19 protein-coding genes and 1 tRNA gene are annotated in these 21,124 nt (G+C 70.0%); 5 read left to right on the forward strand and 15 right to left on the reverse strand.

Going from position 1 to position 21,124, the window contains the following annotated elements; translation table 11 throughout:
* Nucleotides 1–108: 108 nt before the first annotated feature.
* Nucleotides 109–666 carry a Uma2 family endonuclease gene (locus tag ACVGV2_RS00600; RefSeq protein ID WP_459164101.1) on the forward strand — a complete coding sequence of 186 codons (558 nt, stop codon included), beginning with the start codon at nt 109–111 and terminating at the stop codon, nt 664–666.
* Between the two features lie 47 nt (nt 667–713).
* Here ACVGV2_RS00600 and ACVGV2_RS00605 read toward each other — a convergent pair whose 3' ends face one another.
* A complete protein-coding gene (locus ACVGV2_RS00605) occupies nt 714–1,187 on the reverse strand; it encodes a YbaK/EbsC family protein (protein WP_459164102.1) in 474 nt (157 codons plus the stop codon).
* Between the two features lie 197 nt (nt 1,188–1,384).
* Nucleotides 1,385–2,710, reverse strand: a complete 1,326-nt coding sequence (locus ACVGV2_RS00610) for an IS701 family transposase (RefSeq protein ID WP_459162755.1) — start codon at nt 2,708–2,710, stop codon at nt 1,385–1,387.
* Nucleotides 2,711–3,020: 310 nt separating this feature from the next.
* On the opposite strand from ACVGV2_RS00610, the gene ACVGV2_RS00615 reads away from it, so the two are divergent.
* Nucleotides 3,021–4,622 (forward strand): alkaline phosphatase D family protein, encoded by a 1,602-nt coding sequence (locus ACVGV2_RS00615; RefSeq protein ID WP_459164103.1) that lies wholly within the window; start codon nt 3,021–3,023, stop codon nt 4,620–4,622.
* Nucleotides 4,623–4,781: 159 nt separating this feature from the next.
* On the opposite strand, the gene ACVGV2_RS00620 is transcribed toward ACVGV2_RS00615, so the two are convergent.
* Both ACVGV2_RS00620 and ACVGV2_RS00625 read right to left on the reverse strand, forming a co-directional pair.
* The gene (locus ACVGV2_RS00620; protein WP_459164104.1) at nt 4,782–5,537 is read right to left on the reverse strand and encodes a decaprenylphospho-beta-D-erythro-pentofuranosid-2-ulose 2-reductase; all 756 of its coding nucleotides are present in this window, start codon (nt 5,535–5,537) and stop codon (nt 4,782–4,784) included.
* A gap of 73 nt (nt 5,538–5,610) precedes the next feature.
* Nucleotides 5,611–6,975 carry an FAD-binding oxidoreductase gene (locus tag ACVGV2_RS00625; protein WP_459164105.1) on the reverse strand — a complete coding sequence of 455 codons (1,365 nt, stop codon included), beginning with the start codon at nt 6,973–6,975 and terminating at the stop codon, nt 5,611–5,613.
* Nucleotides 6,976–7,216: 241 nt separating this feature from the next.
* Here ACVGV2_RS00625 and ACVGV2_RS00630 point away from each other — a divergent pair, with 241 nt between their 5' ends.
* The gene (locus ACVGV2_RS00630; protein ID WP_459164106.1) at nt 7,217–7,648 is read left to right on the forward strand and encodes a GtrA family protein; all 432 of its coding nucleotides are present in this window, start codon (nt 7,217–7,219) and stop codon (nt 7,646–7,648) included.
* Nucleotides 7,649–7,803: 155 nt separating this feature from the next.
* Here ACVGV2_RS00630 and ACVGV2_RS00635 read toward each other — a convergent pair whose 3' ends face one another.
* From ACVGV2_RS00635 to ACVGV2_RS00680, 10 genes are all read right to left on the reverse strand, one after another.
* A complete protein-coding gene (locus ACVGV2_RS00635; RefSeq protein WP_459164107.1) occupies nt 7,804–8,100 on the reverse strand; it encodes a hypothetical protein in 297 nt (98 codons plus the stop codon).
* Nucleotides 8,101–8,336: 236 nt separating this feature from the next.
* On the reverse strand, nt 8,337–11,699 hold the full coding sequence (locus ACVGV2_RS00640; protein WP_459164108.1) for an arabinosyltransferase domain-containing protein: 3,363 nt from the start codon (nt 11,697–11,699) through the stop codon (nt 8,337–8,339).
* A gap of 411 nt (nt 11,700–12,110) precedes the next feature.
* A complete protein-coding gene (gene glfT1, locus ACVGV2_RS00645; RefSeq protein ID WP_459164109.1) occupies nt 12,111–13,067 on the reverse strand; it encodes a galactofuranosyltransferase GlfT1 in 957 nt (318 codons plus the stop codon).
* Between the two features lie 70 nt (nt 13,068–13,137).
* Nucleotides 13,138–14,070: a galactan export ABC transporter ATP-binding subunit Wzt/RfbE gene (gene wzt / locus ACVGV2_RS00650; protein WP_459164110.1), complete on the reverse strand. Its 933-nt coding sequence runs from the start codon at nt 14,068–14,070 to the stop codon at nt 13,138–13,140.
* Nucleotides 14,071–14,082: 12 nt separating this feature from the next.
* A complete protein-coding gene (gene wzm, locus ACVGV2_RS00655; RefSeq protein WP_459164111.1) occupies nt 14,083–14,940 on the reverse strand; it encodes a galactan export ABC transporter permease subunit Wzm/RfbD in 858 nt (285 codons plus the stop codon).
* 212 nt (nt 14,941–15,152) lie between these two features.
* On the reverse strand, nt 15,153–15,692 hold the full coding sequence (locus tag ACVGV2_RS00660; RefSeq protein WP_459164112.1) for a bacterial proteasome activator family protein: 540 nt from the start codon (nt 15,690–15,692) through the stop codon (nt 15,153–15,155).
* A gap of 292 nt (nt 15,693–15,984) precedes the next feature.
* Nucleotides 15,985–17,133, reverse strand: coding sequence for an IS30 family transposase (locus ACVGV2_RS00665; RefSeq protein ID WP_459164113.1), 1,149 nt, complete (start codon nt 17,131–17,133; stop codon nt 15,985–15,987).
* A gap of 96 nt (nt 17,134–17,229) precedes the next feature.
* A complete protein-coding gene (locus ACVGV2_RS00670; RefSeq protein WP_459164114.1) occupies nt 17,230–18,210 on the reverse strand; it encodes an NAD(P)H-quinone oxidoreductase in 981 nt (326 codons plus the stop codon).
* Nucleotides 18,211–18,267: 57 nt separating this feature from the next.
* Entirely contained in the window at nt 18,268–19,041 is a 774-nt protein-coding gene (locus ACVGV2_RS00675; protein ID WP_459164115.1) for an ABC transporter permease, read from the reverse strand.
* Nucleotides 19,038–20,006, reverse strand: a complete 969-nt coding sequence (locus ACVGV2_RS00680; RefSeq protein ID WP_459164116.1) for an ABC transporter ATP-binding protein — start codon at nt 20,004–20,006, stop codon at nt 19,038–19,040. Before ACVGV2_RS00680 ends, ACVGV2_RS00675 begins: the two co-directional genes overlap by 4 nt.
* Before the next feature lie 200 nt (nt 20,007–20,206).
* Here ACVGV2_RS00680 and ACVGV2_RS00685 point away from each other — a divergent pair, with 200 nt between their 5' ends.
* Both ACVGV2_RS00685 and ACVGV2_RS00690 read left to right on the forward strand, forming a co-directional pair.
* Entirely contained in the window at nt 20,207–20,665 is a 459-nt protein-coding gene (locus ACVGV2_RS00685; protein ID WP_459166085.1) for a MarR family winged helix-turn-helix transcriptional regulator, read from the forward strand.
* Between the two features lie 72 nt (nt 20,666–20,737).
* A tRNA-Ser gene (locus ACVGV2_RS00690) sits at nt 20,738–20,822 on the forward strand.
* A 71-nt stretch (nt 20,823–20,893) separates the two neighbouring features.
* Here ACVGV2_RS00690 and ACVGV2_RS00695 read toward each other — a convergent pair.
* The gene (locus ACVGV2_RS00695) at nt 20,894–21,115 is read right to left on the reverse strand and encodes a transposase (RefSeq protein WP_459166086.1); all 222 of its coding nucleotides are present in this window, start codon (nt 21,113–21,115) and stop codon (nt 20,894–20,896) included.
* Nucleotides 21,116–21,124: the final 9 nt, after the last annotated feature.

The raw sequence follows: 21,124 nt of genomic DNA on the forward strand, positions 1-21,124 counted from the left end.
CTTCAACGCCCCGCGAGCTCACGCCGCGGGGCGTTGTCGTGTTCTGCTGCGCCGGGCTGGTGCAGAATGGATGTCCGACGGACCGGGTCTGGTGAAGGAGGCAGGCTGATGAGCGCCGCGACGTGGCCGGACCGCCTGTTGTCCCTGGCCGACTGGACGGAGCTGCCGGAGGACGGCACCCACCGCACCGAACTCGTCGAAGGGGTGCTGCACGTGAGTCCCCGCCCCGTGGTGGCGCATCAGCGGGCGATCATGCGCCTGGGGAGTCAGCTCTCGGCGCAGCTGCCGTCGGGATTGGAAGTGCTGCCGGAAGTGGAGGTGGTCGTCCACGAGCACTGGCCCGCGACCGTGCGCATCCCCGACCTCGTCGTCGTCGCAGCGGACGTGGCGGGCAGTGCGGCACCGCGCTGCGCGGCTGAGGAGGTCCTCGTCGCCGTGGAGGTGGTCTCACCGGGGTCCGTCGGCACCGACCGGGTGACCAAGTTCGCCGAGTACTCTGCGGCTGGTATCGAGCACTACTGGATCGTGGACCTCGACCACCCGGCAACCATCGCGATGTATCAGCTGAAGAACGGGCACTACGTGCTGGTCGCGGAAAGCGCGACCACCGTGCGCACGGACGACCCGGCTGACCTGCGGATCGACCCGGCCGCGCTCGCCGGCTGACTTGCGGATCGACCCGGATCGCCGGATGAACCGGTGCCCGCGACCGCTCACCGCACGGCCACGCCGGCGCCCGCGGTGATCCGCAGCAGTTCCTCGTAGCTCGTGGGGAACACGGTGCGCGGCGTGCCCGCCGCGGCCCACACGACGGGGTATTCGGCCAGGCTCGCGTCCACCGCGGTGGGCAGGGGTTCCGGGTGGCCGAGCGGGGCGACACCGCCGATCGCCTGCCCGGTCGCGTCCCGCACCTGCTCGGGCGTGGCCCGCTGCAGCGGAGCCCAGCCCGTGTGTTCGGCCACGGCGGACGTGTCCACCCGGTGCGCACCGCTGGCGAGCACGAGCACCGGACCCCGCTCGGTGCCGAAGACCAGGCTGTTCGCGATCGCGCCGACCGCGCAGTCGAGCGCGGCCGCCGCGTCCGCGGCCGTGCGCGTCGAATCCGGCATCTCGCGGACCTCACCGCCGACGCCTGCCGCCGCGAGCGCCTTCGCCACCTGCTTGCTGCGTTCCGGCAGTTCGCCCATCGGTCCACCTCTCGATCTGCTGCGTCCAAGTCGGCTGCCCAGCTCGTCCATTTTCCCGAGGTGATGGTCGCCACAGGTCCGCACCCGGGTCGGTGTGCTTTCCGACGTCGCACCCCGCCGCGCCAGCTCCCAGTCATACCCCACTTGACCAGGGGTTTGTACATTTCTCGAGAAATGTCCGCGGTGGGCTTTGGGGGTTATGTGGCTGCTTCGGCCCAGGCTTGGTGGATGGCGAGGGTTTCCTGTGGGGTGGGTGTGCGCTGGGTTTCTGGTTGAAATTGTGCGGCGATGATCAGGCGGCGGAGCTTGACGAGCATGTCTTGGTAGGCGGGTTCGGTCTTGCTGGTGTACCAGGGGGCGGCTTGGCGTCGTTGTTGCACATCGCTGGGGTTGTGGCCGGCCAGCGTGTACCACACGGTGGTGAGGCTGTAGGTGATCAGTCCGAAGGGCACAGTGCGTTCCACGGCGTGGGTGACGCGGTTTTCGGCGTGGCCGACGCCGGCGAGGTGTTTGGCGTCGTGGAAGGTGACTTCGATGGCCCACCGGGCGGCGTACCGTTCGATGAGGAGCTCGGCCGGGCTGTCGAGGTCGGTGGTCACCAGCGCCACATCGTGGTTGCGGCTGCGCGTGACTGTGGGTTCGCGGACGCAGATGAGGCGGATGTGCTGGTCGCGGAGCACGCCGGGCCAGAGGCACCGGCGTTCACAGATGTCGATGGCCGCGGTGCGGCCGTAGCGGGTGACGGTTCCGGTTCGCCAGGGCCCGGTTGCGGCGATCGCGGTCGGTGTGCCGATCTTGGGGCCCTTGTAGCGCGGGCGACCGACCCCGGGTTGGGGGGTGTGCACCGCGTAGAAGGCGGCGTTGCTCCGGGGCCGCACGGTCACCGTCACCGTGGGGGGCATGCCGCGCCAGTAGCGGGTGCCGTACAACGCATCAGCGACGACATGCACCCGGCGTTGCGGATACGCACCCGCGATCTGTGTGATCAACTCGCGGGCGAGGGCGGGTTTGGACGGGGCCTGCTCGGCACGGGGGTTCCACAGCCGTGCCAGGATCGGCAGACACACCGGGCGGGTGGCGAAGGGCAGCGTGATCAGCACGCCGGCCACGACCCAGGTGTGGCCCCACGCGCTGGCCGCGCCCGGGCTGGCGCTGGTGGGATCTCGGTGCCACGCGGTGCCATGCGTCTTACGCCCCGCCCGGCGGAACAGCGTGTCATCGACGGCCACCCGCACCGGCTCCTCCGGGCCCAGCACCCGGTCGACGATCACCGACAGCAGCTTCAGCCCGACCCGGTCGACACTCCACACCGCGCGGGAGAAAAACCAGTGCGCCCGCTCATGGCGCCACCGCCGGGCCAGGCCGGCCGCGGTGAGCATGCCGCACACCGTGGCCCGACCGGTCTGACTGATCATGCCCGTCACCAGCACGACAAACGTGGCAAACGACGGCGCCGTGAAACACGGCCGGAACACCTCCACCAACACCGCGAACGAACCGGGTAACCTCACCGGCCGGAGCATCGGCGGCACTCTCCTTACCGAGACGTGATGAGCAACCGCCGATGCTCCTTTCCATGATCAACCCACGTCACGCTGACACGCCGAAACCCAAAAACCCCAAAGCCCACTCCGCGACTTTTCTCGAGAAACGTACACACGGCTGACCGGGCCCAGCCTCGCAGCCGGGCCATCGCGGGTCGTCCGTGCGGTTCTCGCCCATGTGCCCCTATCGCCCGAAAAGACGCATTCGACGTGTTCATCTTGTGCTCACGCGCAAGCCGGTGGATCTTCACAGATTCACGCGAGAGTGATTCGCGGCCCGAACTGAACTATGGAGGTTGACGTGTCCGACCCCACCACCACGACGTCTTCCGCAGTGAGCCGCCGCGGCGTGCTCCTCGGCGGTACGGCGACCGCCGGTGTCATCGCCCTGTCCGGCACGGCCGCCGCGTCCGCGCGAGGAGCCGGCTCTTCCCGCCGCGGGGAGGTGTTCACCCTCGGTGTCGCCTCCGGCGATCCGGCCTCGGACGGGTTCGTGCTGTGGACCCGGCTGGCCGTCGAACCGCTGGCCGAGGACGGCACGGGCGGCATGCCCGACAAGACCATCCCGGTCGAGTGGGAGATCGCGGAGGACGAGCGGTTCACCCGCGCCGTCCGCCGCGGCCAGGCGGAAGCCGTACCGGAGATGGGGCACAGCGTGCACGTGGAGCTCGAAGGGCTGCGCCCGGACCGCGAGTACTTCTACCGGTTCCGCGCGCTCGGTTCGGTCTCGCCCACCGGCCGCACCCGCACAGCCCCGCTGCCGACCGCGATGAGCCCGCTGACCATGGCGTTCGCGTCCTGCGCGCAGTACGAGCACGGCTACTTCACCGCCTACCGGCACCTGGGAGAGGAAGAACCGGACCTGGTGCTGCACCTCGGCGACTACCAGTACGAGTACAAGGCGGGCGACTACGAGGTCCCCGGCGACAACCCGCGCGAGCACGTCGGGCCGGAGACGAAGACGCTGGCCAACTACCGTCAGCGGCACGCCCAGTACAAGACCGATCCGGACCTGCAGTTCGCGCACGCGGCCGCCCCGTGGGTGGTCGTGTGGGACGACCACGAGCTGGACAACAACTGGGCCGACGAGATCCCCGAAGAACCCGGCAAGCCCGGCCCGGCGTTCCTGGAGCGGCGCAAGGCCGCGTTCCAGGCCTACTACGAGAACATGCCGCTGCGGCGCCGCTCGGTGCCCTCCGGCATCGACATGCGGCTGTACCGGCGGATCCACTGGGGCGGGCTGGCCACGCTGCACATGCTCGACACGCGCCAGTACCGCGACGACCAGGTCGGCGACGACGAGTTCGGCATGGACGACCCGCAGCGGCACAACCCGAAGCGCAGCATCACCGGTGCGGAGCAGGAGCGCTGGCTGCTGCAGGGCTTCCGCCAGTCGCAGGCGCGCTGGGACCTCCTCGGCCAGCAGGTCATGTTCTCGGAGATCGACTACGTCAACGGGTCGGACGAGGGCTACAACCCGGACGGCTGGGACGGCTACGTCGCCTCGCGGCGCCGCGTGGCGCAGGGCTGGCAGCAGGCGCAGGTGCGCAACCCGGTCGTGCTCACCGGCGACGTGCACGCCAACTGGGCGAACAACATCCCGGACGCCGAGCGGTCCCGCACCATCGGCAGCGAGCTCGTCACCACGTCGATCAGCAGCGGCGGCGACGGTTCGGACGAGCTGACCGACGAGGAGAAGGGCTACCTGCGCGACAACCCGCACGTGCAGATGTACAACAACCAGCGCGGATACGTGCGCACCCGCATCAGCGCCGACGAGATCCGCGCCGACTACCGGATCGTGCCGTACGTGTCGGAGAAGGGAGCGGACGTGGAAACGCACGCCTCGTTCGTCATCTCCGACGGCACGCCGGGCCTGCGAGAGGCCTGACCCGCTCGGAGCCGGCCCCGCGGGTCAGGGGGTGCGGTGCAGCGCGGGCGCCGCACCCCGCCTTCCCCTCGTTCGGAGCCTTCACCTCGCCCGGCAACGGTCAGCACAAGCCAGCGGACCACGGTGCCTTCGGCGCGCCAGCGCCGAAGGGCCGAATCCCTAGAACGACAGCCGGCGGAACAGCACGCGCGGCACGTGCCGCAGCGCGGACATGACCCAGCGCATCTGCGCCGGGGCCCACACCTGCTCCTTGCCCTTGCGCACCGCGTCGACGATCACGTCGGCGACCTGCTCGGGCTTCTGCGCCATCGGGGCGGGCTTGAGGCCTTCGGTGAGCTTGGTGTGCACGAAGTTCGGCCGCACCACGGTGACCTTCACGCCCGAGTCCGCCAACGCGTAGGTCAGGCCGGTGTAGAAGGCGTCCATGCCGGCCTTGGAGGAGCCGTAGACGAAGTTGGACCGGCGGGCGCGTTCGGCGGCGGGCGAGGACATCGCGACCAGGTGCCCGTGGCCCTGCTTGCGCAGCTTCTCGGCCAGCCGCACGCCCAGCGTCATCGGGGCCACGTAGTTGATCTCGGCGACCTCGCGGGCGGCGTCCACATCGGTCCAGCCCTGCTCGTTGTCGCCCTGCACGCCGAAGGCGACCAGCGTGATGTCGATGTCGCCGTCGGCGAAGGCCTTGTCGATGACCTGCGCGTGCGTGTCCTCCTTGCGCGCGTCGAAGTCCACTGTGGTCACAGTGCTTCCGGTGGCGCGCAGCCGCTCGGCGGCGGCGTTGAGGCGCTCGCCCTCCCGCGCGGCCAGCACGACCCGCAGGGGGCGGTTCTGGGCGTACTTCTCCGCGGTCGCCAGAGCGATGTCCGACGTTCCGCCGAGCACGAGCAGGGACTGGGGATTACCTACCGCGTCAATCAAAGCTCAAGCCTCCGGCTCATGTCTGAGGCGAAAATGCCTTCGGGGTCAAGCGCGCTGGTCGGCAGCGCGGTGGTCACAGGTTGAGCCTCCTCGCCTGGTCCGAGCGGAACACGCCCGCCGGGTCGACCGCGGCGCGGATCTTGCGCCACTCGTCGATGCGCGGGTACATCCGCTCGATCATCTCGGCCGAGGTGCGCGACTCCTTGGCCAGGTACAGCCGGCCGCCCGCTTCCAGCACCATCTCGTCGAGCTCCTGGCACAGCCGGTCCAGCCCCGGCGTGACCGGGATGTCGACGGTCAGCGTCCAGCCCTTGCTCGGGAAGGACATCGGCGCCGCGTTGCCCTCGCCGAAGGTCTTGAGGACGTTGAGGAACGACGCGTGCCCCGACGCGCTGATCCGGTCGATCGAGCGGCGGAACATGTCCTCCTGCCCGAACGGGACCATGAACTGGTACTGCAGGAAGCCGTGCGATCCGTACACCCGGTTCCACTCGCCGACGAGGTCCAGCGGGTGGAAGAACTGGGTGATGTTCTGGACCATGCCGTACTTGGTCGGCGCCTTGCGGTACCAGACCTCGTTGAACGCCGTGATCGTGTACTTGTTGACCAGGCCGTTCGGGAAGATCGGCGGGGCGGTCATCAGCTGCGGCGCGTTGAATCCCAGCGGGTCCTTGCGCAGCTTCTTCGGCAGGTCTTCGACCTTCGCCGGGTTGCCGCGGGTCAGCAGCGCCCGTCCCATCTTCTCGCCGCGGGCGAGCGAGTCGAACCAGGCGACCGAGTAGGTGTAGTTGTCGTCCGAGCCGTCGGTGAACAGCTCCAGCAGCTCGTCCAGGTTCTTCGTCTGGACGTTGTCCACCAGGAAGTAGGCCGTTTCGACGCGCTTGAGCCGGATCGTGGCGTTGAGCACGATCCCGGTCAGGCCCATGCCACCGACCGTGGCCCAGAACAGCTCGCTGTTCTCCCCCTCCGGCGTGAGCGTGCGGACCTCGCCGTCGGCGGTGAGCAGGTCGATGGCCAGCACGTGGCTGCCGAACGAGCCCTGCGCGTGGTGGTTCTTGCCGTGGATGTCGGCGCCGATGGCGCCGCCGATGGTGACCTGGCGGGTGCCCGGCAGCACCGGGACCCACAGGCCGAACGGCAGCAGCCTGCGCATCAGGGTGTCCAACGACACCCCGGCGTCGACGACCACGACCACCTCGTCCGCGTCGACGCGGTGAATCCGGTTCAACGCGGTCATGTCGATGACCGTGCCGCCCGCGTTCTGCGAGGGGTCGCCGTAGCTGCGGCCGAGGCCGCGGGCGATGACACCGCGTTCCCCGGCCTCGCGCACCGCGCGGGAGAGGACCTCGACGTCCGGGGTGCTGATCACGCGGGCCTGGGTCGGCGCCGTGCGTCCCCAGCCGGTCAGCGTGCGTAGCTCGTCTGTTGCCGGTTCCACCTCGCCGAGTCTAGCCACGTCGGTGGTACCCGCTACGCGGGGCTCACGCGTGAATCCGGGCAGAATTCCCGCCGGGCTCGAAAGACGACATCGCAGCTCGGCGGTGCGATGCGCCCGGGGGAGGCCTCGGTACACTCCCGTGGGATGCGCCGCGTCCGGAAGCGGGCATCCTGCGTTGATCGGTCACCGCCGTGCGGGACCGACCTTCCGTCGTACCGAGCGCTGAGGTGAATTCGTGGCCGTGGCCGAATCAGCAGTCGAGGCCGGCCGGCGAAAGCTGGGCCTTCTCCGCCAGTTCTTCCGCTTCATCGTCATCGGCGGCGGCTGCGCGCTCATCGACATCGGCAGCTACGCCCTGCTGCTCTCGCTGGGCCTGCCGATCTGGTTGGGCCGTTCGATCAGCTTCGTCCTCGGCACGGGTACGTCGTACCTGCTCAACCGCAGGCTTACCTTCCAGGGGGCGAACACCGGCAACACCGCGCTGAAGGCCGGCGGGTTCGCCATCGTCTACGTGGCCACGTTCTTCGTGAACATCGGGACGAACCAGGCCTCGGTGCTCCTGCTGGGCGCCGAGGGCGACGCGTTGCTGCTCGGGTTGTGCTGGGTCATCGGCCAGGGGCTGGGCACGATCATCAACTTCGTGCTGCTCAAGTGGGTCGTCTTCCGCGACTGAGCGCGTTGCCCGAGCCGCTCGCCGCGACGGGCGAACGAGGTCTCCTCGGGCCCGTCCTGACCAGGGGTTCGTACATTTCTCGAGAAATGTCCGCGACTTTTCTCGAGAAACGTACACACGGCCGGCCGGGCGCACGAGCCCGTGAGGTCTTCTAGCTAGAACCCCGTTGCGCCGGTGGGGGACCCGTAGGCCCCGTCGGGGCGGGACATCTCGACGTGCGCCGTGGCGACGTGCCCGAAGTTCACGAGGAAGCGGTTCCCGTCGGCCATGGCCAGCGAACGCGTCTGCCCGGACATGACGACGTCTTCGAGCGCGTCGATGAGCAGGCCGGCTTCGTCACCGTCCAGGGCGACGCGGATCGGTGAACTCCCACCGGCGAGGTGCAGGACGAGGCAGGGCGTGTGTTGGTGGTCATGCGCCGAGCGCAGCACACCGCCTCCGGCGCGCAACACCGTTGTCCGCTGTCGGCGGAGTTCGCCGCGGGCGGACGCGCCGGACTCCGCCGTGCCCGTGCGGCCGAGCGATCGGCCGCGCCCGCAGTCGAACGAGGCCGGGTCCGCACAGCGGACGGCCCAACCCGCGCCAGCCGCGCGGCCGGACGGCCGGGACCGCACAGCGGACGCTCGTAACCAGCAGCCGAACGGCAGGCACGCGGGCAGGGCGCCCCGGCGCCCTGCCCGCGTGCGCGCTACTGGCCGGCGCCCGGGCGGTTCGCGTTCTGGCCGTTCGAATCCTGGCCGTCGTCCGAGTTCTGATCGTTGTCGTTCTGGTTGAACACGCGGATGTCGTTGCGGTCGTTCGAACTGGGAACGTCGCCGGGCAACTTCACCGGGTTCGGCAGCGGCCCCGGTGACCAGCCGCCCCAGTGCGTCTCCGAGTGCACCTGCATCGCCGCCTGCGCGGGCAGCGCGTCCGGCTGGTAGGGGTCCACCGCGTAGAGCGAACCCCAGTCGCGGTGGATGTTGTTGCGCAGGTACGTCGGCAGCTCCCGCATGCTCGCGACCACGTTCAGCCAGCCGAACGGGCCGCCCGCGTCCGGTGAGGACCAGCCCTGTCCGATCTCCCGCACTTCGGCGCCGCCGGCCACGCGGAACCGCGGGATCTCGGCGACGCCGTTGTGGCTGCCCGAGAACTCCAGGCACGGGTTCTGCAGCGCGACCGGCCACTCCACGAACGTGCGCTCGTCGCCCACGAAATCGGTCATGTTGACCAGCTGCGGCACCCGCGGCGCGCTGAACGCCAGCCACCCGCTCGGGCCGATCGCCTGGTCGACGCCGACGACGCGGACCTTCGTGGCGTCCTCGGCGTTGCCGGAGACCGTGTAGCGGTGGTCGCGCCACTTGGGAGCGCCCCGCTGCGCGATGCCCTGGCGGGAGAGCACCTCGAAGCCGTTCTCGGTCTCCCGCCCGAACTCCAGGTACAGCGAGTTGGCACCGACCTCGCTGCCGGCCAGCGAGACGACGACCGGCACTTCGCCCTTCGCGGCGCGGTCGGGCAGGTCATACCACTGGGTGCGCAGTTCGCCGGTGCTCGCGCCCTGCCTGTCGTAGCTGCCCCACACGGGCGCGTCGTCGTCGCCGAACCTGTGCGGCGGGGTCCAGTCGGGCTCGGTGGGGTCGGTGCCGTCGCCCGCGGGCAGTCGACCGCGGTTGAACCCGGCGATCTTGGCCTGCAGGTAGTCGTCCGGGCCCTCCTGGTCCTCGAGCCGGGACGGCGGCATCTTGATCCTCGAGTCCTCGTCCAGCGGCGCGGCCCGCGTCGGCTGGCTCTCCGAGACCGGAAGCATGCTGTTCTTCGGGTTCGTCTCGACGTAGATGTAGTCGGACAGGCCGCAGCTCGCCCCGGAGACCTGCTTCACGTTGTCCGCGCCCATGGAGTAGCTGCCCCACTGCTTCTGGATCACCTTGGCGAAGGTGGCCAGCTCGAACAGCACGAGCAGTGCGCACAGGATCGACAGCGGTGCGGTGCCCAGCCGCAGGGCGCGGCTGCGCTTCTCGTAGCTGGTGAAGCTCTCGTCGACGACCTTCGGGTTGTTCTCGTCGATGCGCAGGTGCTCGATGAAGGCCACGACCAGCGCGATGCCCGCGGCGACGAGCAGGTACGTGCTCACCTGGTGGCCGAACAGCTGCGGCGGCTTGTCGAACCAGGGCACACCCCAGCCGGAGACGTACCACCAGGCGTTCGGGCCGGTGGTGGAGAACGCCAGGATCAGCAGCAGCCCGGCGATGAACACGGCCCGGTTGCGCTTCGAGCGCAGCACGGTGCTGCTGGTCGCCAACGCGGTCAGCGCCGCGAGCGCGCCCCCGACCGCGGCGAAGATGCCGAAGTGGTGGGTGTGCTTGGTGGGGGTGAGCATGAGCACCACGAAGTACATCGCGGTGATCGCCATCAGGCGGCGGCTCGGCCCCAGCGCCGCCCCGCGGATGCGTCCGCGCCGCAGCAGCATCACCAGGCACGTGGCGATGCACAGGATCACCAGCATCACGGGGAAGCGGCGGGTCATCGACCCGTCCGCCGAGGGGCTGAACAGCAGCACGTAGCGGCTGAACTCCTCGTACCAGCTCTGGCTCGGGCCGATTTCGGTGCGCACCGACGTCGCGTCCAGCACCGACTGCCACGTCTGGTCGACGTAGACCAGCGTGAGGATCACGAAACCGGACGCCGCGATCGGGGCGAGCACGGGCAGCCAGCCGTAGGTGTTCGCGCGTTTGCGCAGCAGGCGCAGCAGCGGTTTCGCCGCGGCGATGTAGGGCAGCACGGACACGACCCCGTGCGGGTTGGCCGCCACGGACAGCGCGGCCCCGACGAGGCCGAGCACGGCCGGCATGAGGCGCCCGGTGGCCACCGAGCGTTCCACCGCGCACAGCGCCAGCAGGGAGAACAGCACGACGACCGGTTCGGGGCGCAGCCCGTTGTTGTAGGGCAGCCAGAACGCGAGGAACACGGCCGCGGCGGCCCAGCCGGCCGCGTTGCTGCGGCGGACCTGCTGGCCCAGCCGCGGCAGCACTTCGCGGCTGATGAGCATCCAGCTGATGACGCCCATGAGCAGGGCTGGCAGGCGCACCCACGGCGTGGCCGTGGAGATCTGGACCCAGAAGGCGTAGATCTCGTAGAACCAGCCGAACGGTGCTTCGGGCGAACCGAGCCACCGGTAGTAGTTCATCACGTAGCCCGCGGTCTCGCGCGCTCGCGCGACCGACAGGAGGTAGCCGTCATCGGAGGTCATCGCGCCGCCGATCCACCAGAGCACGAGCACACCGATGACGGACGTGTCCCGGAAGGTAGGGCGCCACCACCCGCGCGGCGCGATCCTCGGTGGTCGCCTGCCCGCCCGCACGTCGAGCCGGCGCACGCACACGACCGAGCCGATGAAGCAGGCGACGGCGAGCACCATCACCGCGATCTTGAGGATCGTGGGGGAGCTTTCGTACCGGTCGTCCACGCGGGCCTGGAACGAGGTGCCGGACACGGGGTCCTGGTTCTCGTCCAGGTCGGAGAAGATTCCGGTCAGCTGCGGGCGCTGGTCGCCGTTGAGCTGCGCCAGCTGCGTGTCGCCCACGCTGGCCGTGGTGCTGCTGCCGTTCGAGTTGACCGAGATCGCGCAGTCGCCCGCGGGCAGAGCCGTGCTGCCGGCGCGTTCACCGCCGCTGAGCAGGGCCAGCTGCCCGTTGTTGACCTGCAGGGTGAGTCCGGTGAGGTTGCCGTACTCGGAGTTCGGCGGGTTCGTGGCCAGCAGCGTGCCGGGGCCGGGGGTCCGCGCGTCCAGGCTCCGCGCGGTCTCGCACGACATGTCGAGATCCAGCCACACCGGTTGGTAGGACACCAGCGGTGCGGAGACGGCTTTGGTCCCTTCGGCCGTGGGCCACTTCAGCGTGGTGATGTCGTGGTTGACCGGCATGAACGGCACGGCGAGCGAGAGCAGCGTGCCGAGCAGGCCGAGCAGCGTTGCCAGGAGCGTGACCCGTCGCGGCGCCGCCCTGGCATCACTCCGCGGTGTGCCGGACGGTTCCTGCTCGTCCGAGTGCTGCTGCTGATCATGCCCGGTGAACACGGAAGCGAGAATAGTAGTAGGGGGTTGGCGTCCTTCCCCCGAGTGCGGCGCTTGTGCGAGTTGCCACGTCCGGTAACGCCGTGTGCCCTGCGCACAGGGATTTCTCAGGTTTGTCTCAGCGTTCCGTGACCGGGCGGTGATCTGGTTTTCCCCGGAATGACGCCGGATTTCGGTACCAGCGGGTGGCGGCCCCGCCCGCCGGCGCGGCGCAGCGGAAATGCCGGATCCGTGCTGAGTGCGGGAATTCCCGCAGAAAACGTGAATCGTCCTCGTGGGACTGCCGTTCCCGTTCGGGAGGGCGGCCGGTGTTGCGGCAGGGCTCGCGAAACCGGTGCGGACGACGCGGGCGGCCTGGCTGGCGTGCTCGACGTGAATCGCCGTGAACGGCACCGCCGGAGGCGGCCGCACCGCTCAGCGGCGGAAGAAGTGTTCCCGCTGCCCCTGGCGCACCAGCCGCAGCCATTCCCGGAACGCCTTCGGATCCCGCCGGTGCCCCACGAAGTACAGGCCGAAGCGCAGCACCTCCAGGGCGCCGATCTTGCGCATCCCCGGCTGGGAGAGCAGGTAACCCCGGTTGCGGTAGGTGTAGTAGCGCTTGTTCGCGTCCGCCGGGTCCTGCGCGTGCAACCGGCCGCCGAGCATCGGCTTGAACTCCGCCGAGCCGTCCGGGTGCACGAAGCGGGTGCGCAGCGAGGTGCCGAACGGCATTCCGGAGCGCACCATCCTGCGGTGCATCTCCACCTCGTCGCCGCGGAAGAACAACCGGTAGTCCGGCACGCCGATCACGTCGAGCGTGCCGGCGCGGAACAGCGCTCCGTTGAAGAACGAGGCGATGCCCTGCAGGAACTCCGAACCGTCGGGGCCGCGCAGCTCCTCCGGCCGCCGCTTCCACGTCAGGCCGCGCCGCAGCGGGAACGCGAGCCTGTCCGGGCTGTCGATGTTGACCACCACCGGCGAGACCGCGGCCAGCCCGCGGCCCTCGGCCTCGTCCAGCAGCGTGCGCAGCGCGTGCTCGTCGGCGGGGCGGCCGTCGTCGTCGCCCAGCCACACCCAGGCGGCGCCGAGCGCCAGCGCGTGCAGCATGCCCAGCGCGAAGCCGCCGGCTCCGCCCAGGTTGCGGTGCGCGGGCAGGTACGTCGTCGGCACCGGAGCCTCGGCCACCACGTCCGCGGCCGGCTCCTCCGGCCCGTTGTCCACGACGACGAGGTGATCGGGCACGCGGGTCTGGCTGGTGATCACCTTCAGCGACTCGGCGAGCAGTTCGCGGCGGTGCCGGGTGACGACCACCGCGACGACGGCGTCGTCCGGCAGCGTGCGCTCGGACGGGGCGTTTCCGGCGGCGGACTCGGGCGAGACCGGTTCGGACAAGGCGGGCTCCGGCTGTGTGGGCTCCGACGGGTGGTCTTCGGTTGGGTGGGGCCGTTCGGGCGGGGAGCGGTCAACCGCTCGTGTCGTCCTCCCTGGCCGACTGCGCGGACGTTCCGTCGGGCGCTCCGTCGGGCGCTCCGTCGGCCGCGGCCCCGGCCGAGCCGGTGTGCGAGGCCGGTCCCAGGCTGGAGCCGTTCGCACCGCTGGCCGCGGACTCGGTGCCGCCCAGGCGTTCCCGGGCTTCCTTGCTCAGGTACGGGAACGGATCGTAGCCCTTGTACTCGGTGAGCACGTGGCGCAACTCACCGCTCTCCTTGATCTGCCCGCGGTCCATCCACAGCGCCGAGTCGCACATCTCGATGAGGAACTCGTCGGAGTGCGAGGCGAACACCAGGATGCCGGACCGCCGCACCAGGGCGTGCAGCCGGTCGCGCGCCTTCTCCAGGAACTCCGCGTCGACCGCGCCGATCCCCTCGTCGAGGATGAGGATCTCCGGGTCGATCGAGGTGACCACGCCCAGCGCGAGCCGCACCCGCATGCCGGTGGAGTAGGTGCGCAGCGGCATCTCCAGGTAGTCGCCGAGCTCGGTGAACTCGGCGATGTCGTCGACCCGCTTGAGCATCTCCTTGCGGCTCATGCCGAGGAACAGCCCGCGGATGAGCATGTTCTCGTAGCCGGAGATCTCCGGGTCCATGCCCACGCCCAGGTCGAACACGGGGGCCACCCGGCCGGCGACGCGGGCATGGCCCCGGGTCGGTTCGTAGATGCCGGACAGCAGCCGCAGCAGCGTTGACTTGCCGGCGCCGTTGTGCCCGACCAGCGCGACGCGGTCGCCGTGCCGCAGCGACAGGTTGATGTCGTGCAGCGCCTCGATGATCGGCACCTTGCTGTCTGTGCCGATCTTGCCGCCCGTTTTGCCGAGGACGGCCTTCTTCAGCGAGCGGGACTTCGCGTCGAAGATCGGGAAGTCGACCGCCGCGTTCCAGACGTCGATGCTGACCACGGTTCCTCCCGATCAGACCCAGTACGGCACGCGCGAGCGGTAATTGCGCAGGATGAGCAGCGCCAGCAGCCATCCCCCCGCGGTGAGGCACAGCACCACGAACCAGTGGTGCCAGACCTGGTCGCTGCCCAGCAGCGGGGCGCGGAGGATCTCCACGTAGTGGTAGACGGGGTTGAGCTGCGCCAGCCACGCCCGCGGGCCGGCGTTCTCCTCCAGGACGTCGATGGGCCAGACGATCGGCGACATGAAGAACACCAGCTGGGTGAGGCTGTTGACCACCGGTGGGATGTCCCGGAAGCGGGTGCTGGTCACGCCGAACAGGAGCACGACCCATCCGCTGTTCAGCAGCAGCAGGCCCAGCGCGGGTATCGCCGTGATGATCGTCCAGCTGATGTCGATCCACGGCCAGAAGATGGCCAGGATCGCGAAGTAGACGACGAAGTTGTGCAGGAAGAGCAGGAACTCCCGCCAGACCGTGCGGAGCACGTGCACGCTGATCGGGGCGGGCAGTTGCTTGATCAGCCCCTCGTTCTGGATGAACACCGTGCAGCCCGAGGTCAACGAGCCGAGGATGAAATACCAGATCATGAACCCGATGGCCATGTACGGCACGTACGTGGCGGGGTTCTGGCCGAAGATCGTGGAGTACATCACCCCGAGGCCGGCGGCGGTGACGCCCATCCCGAAGCTGATCCACAGCGGCCCGAGCACGGATCTGCGGTACCGCTGCTTGATGTCCTGCCAGCCGAGGTGCGCCCACAACTCCCGCTGCCGGAGTGCGCTGATGACGTCACCGACTCCCTTGCTCCAAGAGCGCGATGAACTCGCGGGGGGAACCGGGACGTGTTCCTGCGTGCTCGTTGCCTGCACAATGCGTCAGACTACCGACCGTCAACGCGGTCCCTGCTCGGGGCGTCATCCATCCGCGAGTTCGTGCTTTTCCGGCGCCGAACGGGGAGTCTCCTCCCGGTGCACCCGGTGTTCGCTTCGATGTCCGCCGCGGCGGTGCTGCACGAGCCCGCGGTGCGACGCGGCGGACGCACCGGCCTCGCCCCGCAGCCGCCGGGCGCGGGTGCGGCGGTTCACAGGTACTGGCCGGTGCGCGGGCCCGCCTCCTGCTGCTGCTCCTCGCCCGCCGGCAAACCGCGGCGCATCTGCTCCAGCTGGGCCCGAGCGGCCATCTGCTGGGCGTACAGCGCCGTCTGCAACCCCTGGAACAGACCTTCCAGCCAGCCGACGAGCTGGGCCTGGGCGATCCGCAGCTCCGGCTCGGAGGGCGTCTCGTCCCGGGTGAACGGCAGCGCCAGCCGCTGCAGCTCCTCGACCAGCTCCGGAGCCAGGCCCTGTTCGAGCTCCCGGACGGAGGACTGGTGGATCTCCTTGAGGCGACCGCGGCTGGCCTCGTCCAGCGGTGCGGCCCGCACTTCCTCGAGCAGTTGCTTGATCATCGTGCCGATCCGCATGACCTTCGCCGGCTGCTCGACCATGCTGCGCAGGTCCTCGCCCTGCTGCTCGGAGCCCGCGGCCTCCTCGCCGCCCTGCGCGTCGTCTTCGAGGACGAACACCGGCGAACGGTGCTCGGTCTCACCCTGCTCCTGCTGACCGGGGAAGAACTGCGACATCGTTGCTCCCGGGTTGTCGTCCGGTGGTCCTGCCGATAGCGGGGCCGGTGGCCCTGCCGGTGCGTGCCGGTGCCTGCCTGTGCCTGCCTGTGGCCCTGCCGGTGCGGTGGCCCTTCCGCCGCACCCCATTGTGCCCGGACCGCCCGCGACCAGCGCCCCCGATGCCCGTCCCCGCACGCTCCACAGGCAGGCCCCGCAGGGAGGTCCCGCAGGTAGGCCCGCGGCCAGTGCTGCCGGGCGGACGCCGCTGACCTGCTGTTCCGCCGGGGGTGTGTACGTTTCTCGGGCGGGTTCAGGGGGTGGGTGCAAGGGTGGGGTGGAGTGTTTCGGCGGGGGTGGCCCAGTTGAGGGTCCAGCGGGGGCGGGCGTTGAGTTTGTTGGCGATGGTGTCGAGGTCGGCTTGGCTGTGTTGGGCCAGGTCGGTGCCTTTGGGCAGGAAGTCTCGGAGCAGTCGGTTGGTGTTTTCGTTGCTGCCGCGGAGCCAGGGGGTGCCGGGTGGGCAGAAGTAGACGGGCAGGCCGGTGGCGACGGAGAAGTGGGCGTGGTTGGCTATTTCCTTGCCCTGGTCCCAGGTGAGGCTGCGGCGCAGCTGGGTGGGCAGGCGGGTGATGATGCTGGCCAGCGCCTCAGCGACGGCGTCGGCGGTTTTGCCGTGGGGCAGGGCGGTGAGCATCACGAAGCGGGAGTGCCGCTCGACCAGGGTGGCGATTGCTGAGCCACCGCGGCCGAGGATCAAATCGCCTTCCCAGTGGCCGGGCACGGCGCGGTCCTCGGCGTCGGCCGGCCGGGCCGACAGCGGCACCGCGTCCGGCAGCCGGCCCCGCGTTTCGCCGACACGGGTCTGCGGCCGGCGGCGGGAGTGGCGCCGCCGCAGGTAGCGGGTCAGTTCGCGGCGGAACTCGCCGCGGGACTGCACATACAGGCTGCGGTAGATCGTCTCGTGCGAGGTGCGCATGTCCTCATCATGCGGAAACTCCTGCGGCAGCCGGGCCGCGATCTGCCGCGGCGACCACCGGTCGTAGACCAACCGGTCGGCGATCCAGGCGGCCAACTGCGGCCGCTCGGCCAGGGCCGAGCGTTTCGGCCGCCGCGCCCGATCGGCGGCGGCCTGCTCGGCCTGGGCCGGCCGGTAGTGCTCCCGACCGCCGTTGCGGCCCACCTCGCGCGAGACCGTCGACACGGACCGGCGCAGTCCGGCCGCGATCGCGGTAAACGTCTGCTGAGCGGCCAGACCAGCGAAAATGTCCTCCCGCTCGGACAGCGTCAACGCCTGCGGATGCCGCCGCCGCGGCGCAGGCGCCATCCCGCCATGCGCATTGAGGACACCCTCCACCGCCGTAGACGACACCGCAACCAGCCGAGCAATCGCGGCCACGGTCGCTCCCTGACGATGCCACCACCACACCCGCTGCTGCTGCAACGACGACACACTCGTAGGCATACCGCCAGTCTTGCACCCACCCCTTGAGCACCCACGAGAAACATCGCCGACATTTCTCGAGAAACGTACACCCCTCGAGAGGTGAGGCGCTCGCGTTCAGGGGCGCTCGAGCAGCACCTTGCCGCGCACCCCGCCGGACTCCAGGGTCTCGTGGGCGCGCGCGGCCTCGGGCATCGGCACGCGGGCGTGCTCGTGCACGCGCACCTGCCCGGAACCGATCAGCGGCCACAGGCGTTCGCGCACGTCGGCGACGATGGCGGCCTTGCCGTGCGGACCGTGCACCGGACGGCCGCGCAGCCCGAGCACGGAGAGGCTGAGCCGCTTGAGCAGCATCTTGCCCATGTTCAGCTCGGCGGTGCTGCCGCCCTGCATGCCGATGACGGCCAGGTGCCCGTCCGGTGCGAGCGCCGCCAGATTGCTGTCCAAGTAGGACGCACCCATGTTGTCGAGGACGACGTCGGCGCCGCCGAGCTTCTTCACCGCCGCCGCGAAGTCCTCCTCGCGGTAATTCACGGCGAGTTCGGCACCGAGCTCGCGGCAGTAGCGCAGGCTCTCCGGGGAACCGGCGGTGGTGACCACGCGCGCGCCGAAGGCGGTGCCGATCTGGATGGCGATGCTGCCGATCCCGCCGGAACCGCCGTGCACCAGCAGCAGCTGCCCCTCGCGCAGCCCGGCGTGCATGACGACGTTCGACCACACGGTGCAGGCGACCTCGGGGATCCCGGCCGCGGCGGTCAGGTCCACCCCCGCGGGCTTGGGCAGCACCTGCTCGGCCGGCGCGGTGACCTTCTCGGCGTAGCCGCCGCCGGCGAGCAGCGCGCACACCTCGTCACCGACGGACCAGCCGGTCACACCCTCGCCGAGCTCGGCGATCCTGCCCGAGCACTCCAGGCCGAGGATGTCGCTGGCACCCTGCGGCGGCGGGTACGCGCCCTGGCGCTGCACGAGGTCGGCGCGGTTGACCGCGCTGGCGGCCACGTCGATGAGGACTTCGCCCGCTGCCGGGCGCGGGTCCGGGTGTTCGGTCCATTCCAGCACGTCCGGGGAGCCCGGTTCGCGGATCGTGATCGCGTACATGCCCCGACCGTACTCAGCGCGGCCGCCTCCGCCGGGCGAACCACATTTGAAACCTCCTCAGTCCAACGCGCGGCGGAGGAAGAACCGGATCCCCGCGCAGGTGAACCCGGCGCAGCCGAGCACGAGCGCGAGCACGCAGATCCACGACGGCATGTGCGGGATCTCGGGCACGAGCGCGCCGCGCAGGCCTTCGCTGACGTAGGTGAGCGGGTTGATCGCGCACACCACCTGGAACCACCGCAGGTCCTGCAGCTGCGCCCACGGGAACTGCGTGGAGCCGGTGAACATCAGCGGTGCCAGCAGCACGGCGAACATGATGTTGATGCGGTGCGGTGGCACGGCGGTGCCGAAGGTCAGCCCGGTCGCACCGCCGGTGATCGCGCCGAGCAGCAGGCACACCGCGGCCGGCAGCGTGTGCAGGCCGAACTCCCAGTTCATCGGTCCGAGCATGAGGAAGCCGATGGGCACCATGAGCACCGCGGCGAACAGCCCGCGCGTGGCGCCGAAGAGGATCTTCTCCAGCGCCACCCACGGCGTCGGCAGCGGCGCCATCAGCCGGTCGTCGATCTCGCGCGTGTAGGAGAAGTCGACGACCAGCGGGAACGACGTGGTCTGCAACGCGACGAGGAACGAGTTCAGCGCGATCATCCCCGGCAGCAGGATGCGCGCGTACTCCGGCTGCACGTAGCCGAGCTGGCCGAGCACGCTGCCGAAGATGAACAGCATGAACACCGGCTGGATCATCACCTGGGCGAGGAAGCTGGGCAGCTCGCGGCCGGTGACGACGACGTCGCGGCCGAGGACGGCGAAGAACGCGCGCACCGAGGTCAACGCAGCTCCCTTCCGGTGTGCTCGATGAACACGTCCTCGAGCGTCGCACCGGCCGGGGACAGCTCGAGGATGTCCACGTCGTGCGCGTTGAGCGTGTGCGCGATGGGCGCGAGCATCCTCGCGGGTTCCTCGGCCACGTACAGCCGCAGCCGCAGCTCGTCGGCGCCGTCGTCGATCCGCTCCCACCGGTGCACGCCGCCCACTTCGCCGAGCCGGGTGCAGATCCGCGCGGCGTCGTGCCCGTTCGCCCGCAGGCTCGCGTGCACGGTCCCGCTGCCGGGCAGCGATTTGATCAGCGCGCGCGGCGTGTCCAGCGTGAGCAGCCTGCCGTGGTCGACGATGCCGACCCGGTCGGAGAGCTTCTCGGCCTCGTCCATGTCGTGCGTGGTGAGCACGACCGTGACCCCGGCTTCGCGGAGTTCGGCGATGCGTTCGTGGACGAACAGGCGGGCCTGCGGGTCGAGCCCGGTGGAGGGTTCGTCGAGGAACAGCACCGTGGGCCAGTGCATCAGGGCGCGCGCGATCATCACCCGCTGGGACTGCCCGCCGGAGAGGTGGTCGACGCGGGAGGTGGCCTTGTCGGCGATGCCCAGGTGCTCGAGCAGCTCGTCGGCGCGGCGGCGCCGGGTTTGCCGGTCCACGCCGTGGTAGATCGCGTGCCAGAGCAGGTTCTGCCGCACGTTCAGCGAGCGGTCGAGGTTCACCCGCTGCGGCACGACGGCCACGTGCCGGCGCGTGCGCACCGGGTCGCGTGCCACGTCGACACCGGCCACCCGGGCTACGCCGCCCGTGGGAACGACGCGCGTGGTGAGGATGCCGACCGTGGTCGTCTTGCCGGCGCCGTTCGGGCCGAGCAGGCCGAAGATCTCGCCGTGCTGCACGGTGCAGCTCAAACCGTCCACGGCGGTGGTGTTGCTCTTCGGGTAGCGCTTGACCAGGTCGATGATCTCAACCGCTGCGGTCAACGGACCTTCTTTCCGGTGGGGATCCGGCTGTGCGGGGATTGCTGCTGAGCCTAATGCTGCCGCGGCGGTCGCGGTAGCGCAGTTGCGCCCCGCGGATGCTCCGAAGAGCCGCGTCATCCCGGCAGGTGTGCGCGTGGCGATAGCCTGGCCGGGTGAGGTACGGGAACGATCGGCGGGCCGAGTGGCTCGGTGAGCGCGAAATGGCGGCGTGGCGTTCGTACATCGTCGGCAGCGCGCTGCTGGAGCACCGGCTCAACCGCGAGCTGCAGGCCGAGCACGAGCTGTCCATCGCGGAGTACGAGATCCTCGTCCGGTTGTCCGAGCAGTCCGACCGGCGCATGCGCATGCGCGAACTCGCCGAGGACGTGGCGCATTCGAAGAGTCGGATCTCGCACGAGGTGCGGCGGTTGGAACGCGCCGGCTGGGTGACCCGCCTCGACTGCGAGGAGGACGGCCGTGGCGTGTTCGCGATCCTGACCGACGCCGGATGGGACAAGTTGCGCAGCGCCGCGCCGTGGCACGTGGCCGGTGTGCGCGAGCACATGATCGACCTGCTCACCGAGGAGGAGCAGGAGGTGCTGGCGCGCGTGTTCGGCCGGCTGATCGAGCACGAACGGGCGACCGAGGCCGTGGACGAGACCGCTGCGGCCGTCGACTGACCCCGGGAGGTGCCCGGGCCCCGGCCCGGGGAGTCGCCCGCGCGGGCGCGAGCGCTAGGCTGGCGGTGCCGAGGAGGTGTGGCAGAGCGGCCAAATGCACTCGCCTTGAAAGCGAGCGAACCGCAAGGTTCCGGGGGTTCGAATCCCTCCGCCTCCGCCGTTGCGACCAGCGGCGACGCCGGCCGGTCCGGACTCGGACCGGCCGGCGTCGTTGGCTCTAGTGGCGTGTCAGGCGGCGTTGATCGTGTAATCGGGTTGTCGGATCTTTGAGTTGATCGCGAAGTCTCGTTTCGGCTGTGCGCGTTGGTTGCGCCAGCGGATGTAGGCGCCGATGGCGGCGTTCTGTTCGGCGTGGCTGCGGTGGTCGGTGCCGTTCAGCGCGAAATAGCCCGTGGCGGCGAACTCGGGCTCGATCCAGTTCAGCCAGGAGGCGTTGGTCGGGGTGAACACCAGCTCGAT

The organism is Bounagaea algeriensis (assembly GCF_054491375.1).

Coding starts and splice junctions, on each gene's coding strand:
- ACVGV2_RS00600 (WP_459164101.1), top strand. CDS start 109: ATGAGCGCCGCGACGTGGCCGGACCGCCTGTTGTCCCTGGCCGACTGG.
- ACVGV2_RS00605 (WP_459164102.1), bottom strand. CDS start 1,187: ATGGGCGAACTGCCGGAACGCAGCAAGCAGGTGGCGAAGGCGCTCGCG.
- ACVGV2_RS00610 (WP_459162755.1), bottom strand. CDS start 2,710: ATGCTCCGGCCGGTGAGGTTACCCGGTTCGTTCGCGGTGTTGGTGGAG.
- ACVGV2_RS00615 (WP_459164103.1), top strand. CDS start 3,021: ATGGAGGTTGACGTGTCCGACCCCACCACCACGACGTCTTCCGCAGTG.
- ACVGV2_RS00660 (WP_459164112.1), bottom strand. CDS start 15,692: ATGTCGCAGTTCTTCCCCGGTCAGCAGGAGCAGGGTGAGACCGAGCAC.
- ACVGV2_RS00665 (WP_459164113.1), bottom strand. CDS start 17,133: ATGCCTACGAGTGTGTCGTCGTTGCAGCAGCAGCGGGTGTGGTGGTGG.
- ACVGV2_RS00670 (WP_459164114.1), bottom strand. CDS start 18,210: ATGTACGCGATCACGATCCGCGAACCGGGCTCCCCGGACGTGCTGGAA.
- ACVGV2_RS00685 (WP_459166085.1), top strand. CDS start 20,207: ATGGCGGCGTGGCGTTCGTACATCGTCGGCAGCGCGCTGCTGGAGCAC.